The organism is Kocuria rosea, assembly GCF_023715525.1.
Classification (GTDB): domain Bacteria; phylum Actinomycetota; class Actinomycetes; order Actinomycetales; family Micrococcaceae; genus Kocuria; species Kocuria rosea_A.
Genome location: NZ_JAMBOG010000041.1, coordinates 1 through 11587, shown reverse-complemented (window position 1 = coordinate 11587; position 11587 = coordinate 1). Strand labels below are relative to the sequence as shown.

The window sequence follows — 11587 nt, the reverse complement described above, 5'->3', positions numbered from 1 at the left end:
CCCCCCCCGCCGCCGTTCGGACAGAGGCTCTCAGGCGTTGACCACGAGCCCCAGCTCGGCCTTGTCGGCGATGTGCGGGTGCTGCGGCACCACCCGCACCGTGTAGCCGAACGGGCCGGAGCGGTCGATCGTGACGGAGCCGCTGAACCGGTGCCGGCCGCCGCCCAGGTCCCCGTTGGGGGCCAGCAGCGCGTACCTGCGCTCGTGGATGTGGTCCGTCTCGGAGACCCGGCCGTAGCCGATCTCCGCCCGGACGTCCTCGGGGGTGAGCGAGCCGAGGGTGACGTAGGCGTGGACCCGCAGCTCGTCGCCGATCTGCGGCTCCTGCTCGACGCCCTCCGCGTCGACGTGCTCGACGCTCACCTCCGGCCAGGCCTGGCGCACCCGGCCCACCCAGCGGGACTCGGCCCGGGCGACCGCGAAGCCGTCCGCGGCCGCCCGCCGCTGGGAGCGGGCGGCGGGGACGTAGAGCTCCCGGACGTAGTCGTCGACCATCCGCTTGGCCGAGACCCGCGGGCCCAGGGTCGCGAGGGTGTGCCTGACCATGGCCAGCCACTGGTGCGGCACGCCGTCGGTGCCCGGCTCCGAGCCCTCGGCGGCCTCGCCGTAGAAGCGGGGGGCCACGTGGTTCTCGATGAGCTCGTACAGGGCCGCGGCCTCAATGTCGTCGCGCTCGTCCGGGTGCGCGCCCTCGTCGGCGGTGGGGATGGCCCAGCCGTTCTGACCGTCGTACATCTCGTCCCACCACCCGTCGAGCACCGAGAGGTTGAGCCCGCCGTTGAGGGCCGCCTTCATCCCGGACGTCCCGCAGGCCTCGAGCGGGCGCAGGGGGTTGTTCAGCCACACGTCGCAGCCGGGGAACAGGGTGCGGGCCATCGCGATGTCGTAGTTGGGCAGGAAGACGATGCGGTGGCGCACCTCGGGGTTGTCCGTGAAGCGCACGAGGTCCTGGATCATCCGCTTGCCCTGCTCGTCCGCGGGGTGGGACTTCCCAGCCACCACCAGCTGCACGGGACGCTCGGGGTTCAGCAGGATCTTCTTCAGCCGCTGCGGGTCGCGCAGCATGAGCGTCAGGCGCTTGTACGTCGGCACGCGCCGGGCGAAGCCGATGGTGAGCACATCCGGGTCCAGCACCGAGTCGGTCCAGCCCAGCTCGGCGTCGGCCGCGCCGCGGGCCTTCCACGACGCCCGCAGCCGGGTGCGCACGTCCTGCACGAGCCGCTTGCGCAGCTCCCGGCGGACCGCCCACAGCTCGGTGTCCTCCACGGAGTAGACGTGCCGCCACCGGGCGGCCCGGTCCAGGTCCGTCCCGTGCGGGTCGAGGACCAGCTCGGCCATCCGCGGGTCGATCCAGCTGGTCACGTGCACGCCGTTGGTGATCGACCCGATCGGGACCTCGTCGTTGTCGAAGCCCGGCCACAGGCCCTGGAACATCTGCCGGGAGACGACGCCGTGCAGCTTCGCCACGCCGTTGGCCCGCTGGGCCAGGCGCAGGCCCATCACGGCCATGTTGAACTTCCCGGGGTCCCCGCCGTCGTAGTCCTCCGCGCCGAGGGCGAGGATGTTCGCGGTGGGCACCGACGGGGCGAGGCCGGCCTGGAAGAAGTGCTCGATCTGCGCGCGCTCGAAGCGGTCGATGCCGGCCGGGACGGGCGTGTGGGTGGTGAAGACCGTGCCGCAGCGCACCGCTGTGAGGGCCTCCTCCCACGTCATCGGCTCGGCGTCGCCGCGGGGCTCCATGAGCTCGGAGACGCGCTCGATGCCGGCGAAGCCGGCGTGGCCCTCGTTGCAGTGGTAGACCTCGGGCTCCGGGGCGCCGGTCAGGCGGCGGAAGACGCGCAGCGCGCGCACCCCGCCCATGCCCAGCAGCAGCTCCTGCTGGAGCCGGTGGTCGCCCCCGCCGCCGTAGAGCCGGTTCGTGATGCTGCGGGCGTGGTCGTCGTTGTCCGGGATGTCCGAGTCGAGCAGCAGCAGCGGGACGCGTCCGACGTCCGCACGCCAGATGTGCGCCGACAGGGACCGGCCGTTGGGCAGCGGCAGGGTCACCCTGGCCGGGGTGCCGTCCTCCTCCCGCAGCAGCGTCAGGGGCAGGCCGTCCGGGTCGAGGACCGGGTAGGTCTCCTGCTGCCACGCGTCCCGGGACAGGGACTGCTTGAAGTAGCCGTGCTGGTAGAACAGCCCGACGCCGACCACGGGCACGCCCAGGTCCGAGGCGCTCTTGAGGTGGTCCCCCGCGAGGATGCCGAGCCCGCCGGAGTACTGGGGGAGCACGGAGGTGATGCCGTACTCGGCGGAGAAGTAGGCGATCGACGCCGGCGCGTCGGCGGGCTGCGTCTGCTGGTACCAGAGCTCGTCGGTGAGGTAGCACTCGAGGTCGGCGTCGAGCTCCTCGATGCGCCGGACGGTCTCCGGGTCGTCGGCGATCTGCTGGATCTCCTCCCGGGTGAGCGAGCCCAGCAGCTTGACCGGGTCCCCGTGGACGGCCTCCCAGGCCTGGGGATTGAGGTCGGCGAAGAGCTGTTCGGTCGGGCGGTGCCACGACCAGCGCAGGTTCTTGGCCAGGCGGCTCAGGGGAGCGATGGACTCCGGCAGCACGGTGCGCACGGTGAATCTACGGATTGCCTTCACGCGGTCAGACTACCCGGCCGCCCCGCCGTGTCGCGGTAGTCAGCGGGCTTAACGATCGTCGGCTTTGTCGCTAACGTGGTGCGGGTGAGCCAAGCCAACACTCCTTCCCCGACCGACCCGGCCTCGCGCCCGGCCGGCACGCCCGCCCCTGACCCCTCGACGGCCCCGGCCGGCGAGATCCCGGACGCCGTCGTGGCCGAGGCCGTCGCGGCCGAGCCGCCCGCGAAGAAGGCCCCGGCGCGCCGTCGGAGCTCGACGGCCAAGAAGGCCGCCGAACCCGCGCCGGAGGCCGCCGAGGCCGCGCCCGCGGCCGAGGAGCAGGCTCCCGCCGCGAAGAAGCCCGCCACGCGCAGGACGTCCGCCGCCAAGGCCTCCGCGGGGACCGCCACGAAGGCTTCCGCCGCGGCCGCGGACAAGGCGCCCGCCGCCAAGAAGCCGGCCGCGCGCAAGGCCCCGGCCCGCCGCCGCAAGACGGCGTTCTCCCGCGAGAACCTGGTCTACGGCCGGATCCCCGTCGTGGACGTGAGCCCGGCCGTCGAGGACGGCCGCTTCCCGGCCAAGGCCGTGCCCGGCCAGTCGATCCGCGTGGGCGCCACGGTGTTCCGGGAGGGGCACGACGCCCTGGGCGTCACCGCGGTGCTCTACGACCCGCAGGGCGCCGAGGCCGAGCGCGTGCCGATGCGGCTGCTGGTTCCCGGCACCGACCGCTACGAGGCCTGGCTGACCCCGTCCGCCGAGGGCGCCTGGTCCTTCGCGGTCGAGGGCTGGGGGGACCTCTACGAGACCTGGCGGCACGCCGCCGAGATCAAGGTCGGCGTCGGCCAGGACGTCGAGCTGATGATGGACGAGGGCGTGCTGCTCTTCGACCGCGCCGCCGCGGAGGAGGGCCGCCCGGGCTCCGACGCCGAGCTGTTCCGCTCGGTCTCCCGCACGCTCGCCGACCGCGAGCTGCCGGCCGAGGACCGGCTCGAGGCGGCCGTCTCGGCCGGGGTGTTGGCCGTCGTGGCCGAGCGCCCGGTGCGCGACCTTGTCACCGAGAGCCGCCGCTACCCGCTGAAGGTCGAGCGCGCCGCCGCCGGCCAGGGCTCCTGGTACGAGTTCTTCCCCCGCTCCGAGGGCGCCGTCCTCGACGCCGAGACGGGCACGTGGACCTCCGGCACCCTGCGCACCGCCGCCGAGCGGCTCGAGGCGGTCGCGGGCATGGGCTTCGACGTCATCTACCTGCCGCCGATCCACCCGATCGGGCGGGCCCACCGCAAGGGGCCGAACAACACCCTGGTGGCCGGGCCCCAGGACCCCGGGTCCCCGTGGGCCATCGGCGCTCCCGAGGGCGGGCACGACGCCATCCACCCGGACCTCGGCTCGTTCGAGGACTTCGACGCCTTCGTGGCCCGTGCCCAGCACGTCGGCCTGGAGGTCGCCCTGGACCTCGCGCTGCAGGCGTCGCCCGACCACCCGTGGGTGGCCGCCCACCCCGAGTGGTTCACGACCCGCGCCGACGGCTCGATCGCGTACGCGGAGAACCCGCCGAAGAAGTATCAGGACATCTACCCCCTGAACTTCGACAACGACCCCGAGGGGCTCTCCCTCGAGGTGCTGCGGATCGTGGAGCTGTGGATCTCCCACGGCGTGAAGATCTTCCGGGTCGACAACCCGCACACCAAGCCCCTGTGGTTCTGGGAGTGGCTGATCGGCACGGTCAACGCCAAGCACCCCGACGTGGTCTTCCTCGCCGAGGCCTTCACCCGCCCGGCCATGATGCAGGGCCTCGCCCGGGTCGGCTTCCAGCAGTCCTACTCCTACTTCACCTGGCGCAACACGAAGCAGGAGATCGAGGAGTACTTCCACGAGATCAGCCACGAGACCTCGGCGGTGTACCGGCCCAACTTCTTCGTCAACACCCCGGACATCCTCACGGAGTACCTCCAGTTCGGCGGTCCGGCGGCGTTCAAGGTCCGCGCCGTCCTCGCCGCCACCGGGTCGCCGCTGTGGGGCGTCTACGCGGGCTACGAGCTGTACGAGCACGTGGCCCGGCCCGGGGCGGAGGAGTACATCGACAACGAGAAGTACGAGTACCGTCCCCGCGACTTCGCCGGGGCGGAGGCGGCCGGACGGTCCCTGGCCCCGTACCTGCGCCGGCTCAACGAGATCCGCCGCGGGCACGCGTCGCTGGGCGACCTGCAGAACCTCACCGTGCAGACCACGTCCGACGACGCGCTCGTCGCCTACTCGAAGACGAAGACCGTCGGCCACGGGGAGGCGGCCCAGAAGGACACGGTCATCGTCGTCGTCAACGTGGACCCGCACGCCGTGCGCGAGGGCACCGTGTGGCTGGACCTCGCGTCGCTGAACCTCGACGACGCCGACTTCAACGAGGACGGCAGCTTCTGGGTCGACGACCTGATCAGCGGCGAGTCGTGGAAGTGGGGCACGCACAACTACGTGCGCCTGGACCCGCACCACGAGCCCGCCCACGTCCTGCACGTCCGGCGCAACGTCAAGTAAGGGTCTCCGAGACCCCGTCGGGGGCCTCCCTGGGCGCCGCGCCCGGGGAGGCCCCCTCCAGCACCCACCTATTGCCCCACCTGTCCGAAAGGCGGCACCCCCGCATGAGCACCTCGCCGTACTCGCTCAATGCCCCCGGCATCTCCCACGACCCCGACTGGTTCCGCAAAGCGGTGTTCTACGAGGTGCTCGTCCGGGCGTTCTCCGACGCCAACGGTGACGGCTCCGGCGACTTCTCCGGCCTGATCGACAAGCTGGACTACCTGCAGTGGCTGGGGATCGACTGCCTGTGGATCCCCCCGTTCTACGAGTCCCCCCTGCGCGACGGCGGGTACGACATCTCCGACTACTACTCCGTCCTGGACGAGTTCGGCACGATCAGCGACTTCAAGCGGCTCGTGTCCGAGGCGCACGCCCGCGGCCTGCGCGTGATCACCGACCTCCCGCTGAACCACACGAGCGACCAGCACCCCTGGTTCCAGGCCTCCCGCGAGGACCCGGACGGGCCGTACGGCGACTTCTACGTCTGGTCGGACACGGACGAGCTGTACCAGGACGCCCGCATCATCTTCGTGGACCACGAGGAGTCGAACTGGACGTTCGACCCCATCCGCCGGCAGTTCTTCTGGCACCGGTTCTTCTCCCACCAGCCGGACCTCAACTTCGAGAACCCCGCCGTGGTGGAGGCCGTGTTCGACGTCGTGAAGTTCTGGCTGGACATGGGCATCGACGGCTTCCGCGCCGACGCGATCCCGTACCTGATCGAGGAGGAGGGGACCAACTGCGAGAACCTCCCGGGCACGCACGACTTCCTCGTGAAGCTGCGCGCCATGGTCGACGAGCAGTACCCGGGCCGCGTCATCATCGCGGAGGCCAACCAGATGCCGCACGAGGTGGTGGAGTACTACGGCACGGAGGAGAACCCCGAGTGCCACATGTGCTTCCACTTCCCGATCATGCCCCGCATCTTCTACGCGCTGCGGGACCAGAAGGCGACCCCGATCATCGACACGATGCGGGAGACCCCGGACATCCCGCGCGGCACGCAGTGGGGGACGTTCCTGCGCAACCACGACGAGCTGACCCTGGAGATGGTGACCACCGAGGAGCGCCAGGCCATGCTCGGCTGGTACGCCCCCGACTCCCGCATGCGCGCCAACGTGGGCATCCGCCGGCGCCTGGCGCCCCTGCTGGACAACTCGCGGGCCGAGCTGGAGCTCATCCACGCCCTGCTGCTGTCGCTGCCGGGCAGCCCGTTCCTGTACTACGGCGACGAGATCGGGATGGGCGACAACATCTGGCTCGCCGACCGCGACGCCTCCCGCACCCCGATGCAGTGGACCCCGGACCGCAACGCCGGGTTCTCCAAGGCCGATCCGGGCAAGCTCTACCTGCCGGTCGTCCAGTCCCTCGTGTACCACTACAACCAGGTCAACGTGGAGGCGCAGCTGGCGTCGTCGTCCTCCCTGCTGCACTGGATGCGCCAGATGCTGGCGGTGCGCAAGGCGCACCCGGCGTTCGGGCTGGGCTCCTACGTCAACGTGGAGACCGACCACGACTCCGTGCTGGCGTTCCTGCGCGTCCTGCCGGACGAGGAGACGGAGGACGGCCGCGGCGAGACCCTGCTGTGCCTGTTCAACCTCGCCCACACGCCCGCGTGCGCCCGCATCCGGCTGCCCGAGTACGCGGGCCGCGGCCTGCGCGAACTCTTCGGCGGGGACCTGTTCGGGGAGGTCGACGAGGCCGGCGAGTACCGCATCACCCTGGGCAGCCAGGACTTCTTCTGGCTGCGCCTGCGGGCGGCCGCCCGCGACGACGGCACGCACCCGCACACCACGGCCCTGCCGATCATCACCCCCGCCCGGAGCTGAGGCGACCCGCTCCAGCCGCACCCTCCCCGCCCGCACCCGGAAGGACCTGACCACATGAGCGACCAGCACCCCGACGAGCTCCTCGACCTCCTGCGCCGGTGGCTGCCGCGGCAGCGGTGGTTCCCCTTCGGGGACGGCGGCGAGGGCGTGGCCCTGCGGGTCGCCGCGCAGCTCGCGCTGCCCGACACCGGGACGGACGGGGACGGCGGATCCGCCGAGGCCCGCGTCCTGCTGGTGGAGGCGCAGGAGGCGGGGCGCACCGAGCTGCTGCAGGTGCCCCTGACGTTCCGCGGGGCCCCGCTGGAGGACGCCGAGCGGTTCCTCGTGGGCGCCCTGCCCGCCGCCCGGTCCGACACCGGCACGCCGGAGCCGGGCGCCGAGGACCCGGGTGCGGAGGACGGGCGGAGCCCGCTGCGCACCGCCCGCCTGCTCCGCGACCGGGCCGCCCGCGCCGGGCGGGCGGTCGCCCAGCGCACGGGCCTGCCGCTGCCCGGGGCGGAGGACGCGCCGGCCGGGCCGTGGGTCTACGACGGCGTGGGCGACCCCGCCTTCGTGGGCCCGGCGCTCGCGCTCATGCAGCAGGACGGCTCCGCGGGCTCCGGGCCCCTCGGGCTGTCCGTGACCGGCGCGCACGGCGGGGCGCTGCGCGTGTCCTGGCCGGTCGAGGGCCGCGACCAGGTGCGCGTGATCGCCAGCGAGCAGTCCAACTCGTCGGTGATCCTCACCCCGCCCACCGGCACGGCCGACGCCGACGCCGTGATCGTGAAGTTCTTCCGCGTGGTGGGGGAGGGCCGCAACCCGGACGTCGAGGTGGGCCGGGAGCTCACCGCGCTCGGCTGCCCCGCGGTGCCGCGCACCTTCGGCTGGCTCGACGCCCGCTGGCGCTCGGGCCTGGCCGCCCACGAGGGGCAGCTCGCCGTGGCCACGGAGTTCCTCGCGGGCTCCGCGGACGCGTGGGCCCGGGCGGTCGCCGCCGGGGAGCGCAGGGAGGACTTCTCCGCGCCGGCCCGCGACCTCGGCCGCACCACCGCCCGCGTGCACCGCGACCTCGCGCGCGCGTTCGGCGCGCACGCCCCCGACGACGCCGCCCGCGCCCGCCTGCTCGAGGACCTGGCCGGCCGCATCCGCTGGGCGCGCACGGAGACCGGCACCCTCTTCGACGACCACGCCGCGCAGCTCGACGCGGTCCTGGCCGCCCTCGAGGACGTCGCCGAGCTGCCCGAGCTCCAGCGCATCCACGGCGACTACCACCTGGGCCAGGTGCTGCAGGCCGCCGACGGCCAGTTCAAGGTCCTGGACTTCGAGGGCGAGCCGCTGCGCCCGATCGAGGAGCGCACGCGCCCGGACGTGGCCCTGCGCGACGTCGTCGGGATGCTGCGCTCCTTCGACTACGCCGCCGCCTTCGCCGCGCGCGCGGGCGCCCGCGACGCCGAGGACTGGGGCCGGCGCGCGAGCGGCGCCTTCCTCGAGGGCTACGCGGAGGTCGCCGGCCGGGCCGTGGACCGCGGGTCCCCCCTGTTCCTGGCCCTGTGGCTCGACAAGGCCCTCTACGAGGTCGTCTACGAGCAGCGCAACCGCCCCGACTGGCTGGAGGTCCCGGCCTCGGCGGTGCGCCGTTCTCTGGAAGGCGTCCGGTCGCGTAGCGTGAACCCTGAACCCGCCGGTGCGGCCGCCACGGCCGCCACCGACCACGACGACGACAGCTCCCGGTCCGAGCTCCGCCCCCCGGCGGGACCGGGAACGGAAATCGAGGACGATGTGACAGCCAGCACCCCGCAGGACCGCCGCGACACCGCACCGGCCGGTGCCGCCGCGCCTGCTACCAAGCCTGCTGCCGCCCCCGTGCCGGCCGGCGCCGCAGCACCTGCCGCCGCACCCGCCGGCGGGCCCGTCCCGGTGCCCGAGCACGTGCTGGCCGCCGTGTCCGAGGGCCGCCACCACGACCCGCACTCCGTGCTGGGCGCGCACCCGAACCCGGACGGCACCGTCACGGTGCGCGCGCTGCGCCGGTTCGCGACCGGGGTCGCCGTGATCACCGAGGACGGCAAGGTCGAACTCGAGCACGAGTGGGGCGGGATCTTCACGGGCGTCGTCCCGGCCCGCGAGCCCGGCCGGATCCCGGACTACCGCCTGGAGGTCACCTACCGCGGCCTCGAGCCGCAGCGCGGCGACGACCCCTACCGCTTCGCGCCCACCCTGGGCGAGCTGGACCTGCACCTGATCGGGGAGGGCCGCCACGAGACGCTGTGGACGGTCCTCGGCGCCCACGTGCGCCGCTACCCCTCGGCGATGGGCGAGATCACGGGCGTGAGCTTCGCCGTGTGGGCCCCCAACGCCCAGGCCGTGCGCGTCATCGGCGACTTCAACGGCTGGGACGGCACGGAGCACGCTATGCGCTCGCTCGGCGGCTCGGGCGTGTGGGAGATCTTCGTCCCGGGCCTCGAATCCGGCGCGACCTACAAGTTCCGCCTGCTGGGCCGGGACGGCGGGTGGCGGGAGAAGGCCGACCCCATGGCCTTCGGCACCGAGGTCCCGCCGTCCACCGCGTCCCGGGTCTTCGAGTCCACCTACGAGTTCCAGGACGACGAGTGGATGGCCCGCCGGGCGAAGACCGATCCGCACAACGGCCCCATGAGCGTCTACGAGATGCACATCGGCTCGTGGCGGATGGGCCTTGACTACAAGGACCTCGCCACGGAGCTCGTGGAGTACCTCACCTGGCAGGGCTTCACCCACGTCGAGTTCATGCCCGTGGCCGAGCACCCGTTCGGCGGGTCGTGGGGCTACCAGGTCACGTCCTACTACGCGCCGTCGTCGCGCTTCGGCACCCCGGACGAGTTCCGCTACCTCGTCGACAAGCTGCACCAGGCCGGCATCGGCGTGCTCGTCGACTGGGTGCCGGGCCACTTCCCGAAGGACGAGTTCGCCCTGGCCCGGTTCGACGGGGAGGCCCTGTACGAGCACCCGGACCCGCGCCGCGGCGAGCACAAGGACTGGGGCACCCTGATCTTCGACTACGGGCGCAACGAGGTCCGCAACTTCCTGGTGGCCAACGCGTCCTACTGGCTCGAGGAGTTCCACATCGACGGCCTGCGCGTGGACGCGGTCGCGTCGATGCTCTACCTGGACTACTCGCGCAACGACGGCGAGTGGGAGCCCAACGCCTTCGGCGGCCGCGAGAACCTCGAGGCCATCGCCTTCCTCAAGGAGGCCAACGCCACGGCGTACAAGCGCACCCCCGGCATCGTGATGATCGCCGAGGAGTCCACGTCCTTCCCGGGCGTCACCCGGCCGACCGACGCCGACGGGCTCGGCTTCGGGCTGAAGTGGAACATGGGCTGGATGAACGACACGCTCGAGTACATGGCCGAGGACCCGATCAACCGGTACTACCACCACAACAAGCTGACGTTCTCGCTCGTCTACGCGTTCTCCGAAAACTTCATGCTCCCGATCTCCCACGACGAGGTCGTCTACGGCAAGGGCTCGCTGCTGCGGAAGATGCCCGGAGACCGGTGGCAGCAGCTCGCCAACGTCCGCGCCTACCTCGCGTACATGTGGGCGCACCCGGGCAAGCAGCTGATCTTCATGGGCACCGAGTACGCCCAGGAGTCGGAGTGGTCGCAGGAGCACGGGCTGGACTGGTGGCTGTCCGAGACCCCGCCGCACAAGGGGGTCCAGGAGCTGGTCCGCACGCTCAACGACATCTACCGGGACACCCCGGCCCTGTACGAGAGGGACAACAACCCCGCCGGCTTCGAGTGGATCGACGCCGGCGACGCCGGGCGCAACACGCTGTCCTTCACCCGGTGGGACGAGCAGGGCAACCCGCTCGTGTGCGTGGCGAACTTCGCCGGCCACCCCCACAAGGACTTCCGCCTCGGGCTGCCGTGGGCGGGGGAGTGGGTCGAGGTGCTCAACACGGACTCCGAGCTCTTCGGCGGGTCCGGCGTCGGCAACCTGGGCAAGGTCACCGCCACCGAGGGAGCCCACAACGGCAGCCCGGCGTCCGCCGTGCTCACCGTCCCGCCGCTCGCGGTGCTGTACCTCAAACCCGCCGAGGACTGACGCTGCGCCGGCCACGGCGCTGCACCCAGCGAGGGGCCCGGGTCCGAGACCCGGGCCCCTCGCGCACCCGGATCCGTGGCCGGGAGACGCTGCCGGGCCCGGGTTGCACCGCCGCCGCAAAGGGAGTAACTTCTTCCGAGTCGCCGCGGCGAGGAACTCCTCCGGGAGAGCCCGGTGGCGGCGTCCTCCTCCGGCACCGACCGTCCGAGCAGCCCCCGGGTTGCGAAGGAGCGGAAACGTGTTAGAGTAGGAGATTGTCAGCTTCGCCGGAAGGCGGTGCGGTCATGAACCGGTAACCGAGCGTTCACCCGGGATTGACCGAGACCGGCCCGACGGCCTAAGGTTGCAGAGCACTCCGGGAGCAGGTGTCCAGCGCGACACGCTGACCGGTCTGTTGTTTGAGAACTCAATAGTGTGCCATGTTTGTTGATGCCAAATGTTTTGTTTGGTTGATTGGCCGTTGCTCGTTCCGCCTCCGTGGGGTGGGTGACGGTGTCAGCCTGGATCGTTCGGGT

At 72.1% G+C, this 11587-nt stretch carries 4 protein-coding genes; 3 read left to right on the top strand and 1 reads right to left on the bottom strand.

What is annotated here, in order from left to right; genetic code table 11:
• Positions 1-30: 30 nt before the first annotated feature.
• The gene (gene glgP / locus M3185_RS16675; protein WP_251334798.1) at positions 31-2628 is read right to left on the bottom strand and encodes an alpha-glucan family phosphorylase; all 2598 of its coding nucleotides are present in this window, start codon (positions 2626-2628) and stop codon (positions 31-33) included.
• A 75-nt stretch (positions 2629-2703) separates the two neighbouring features.
• On the opposite strand from glgP, the gene M3185_RS16670 reads away from it, so the two are divergent.
• From M3185_RS16670 to glgB, 3 genes are all read left to right on the top strand, one after another.
• Complete coding sequence (locus M3185_RS16670) at positions 2704-5133, top strand: alpha-1,4-glucan--maltose-1-phosphate maltosyltransferase (protein WP_308222223.1); 2430 nt, start codon at positions 2704-2706, stop codon at positions 5131-5133.
• Between the two features lie 104 nt (positions 5134-5237).
• Complete coding sequence (treS, locus tag M3185_RS16665; protein WP_251334797.1) at positions 5238-7004, top strand: maltose alpha-D-glucosyltransferase; 1767 nt, start codon at positions 5238-5240, stop codon at positions 7002-7004.
• Between the two features lie 54 nt (positions 7005-7058).
• Entirely contained in the window at positions 7059-11072 is a 4014-nt protein-coding gene (gene glgB, locus M3185_RS16660) for a 1,4-alpha-glucan branching protein GlgB (RefSeq protein WP_251334796.1), read from the top strand.
• The last annotated feature ends 515 nt before the right edge of the window (positions 11073-11587 follow it).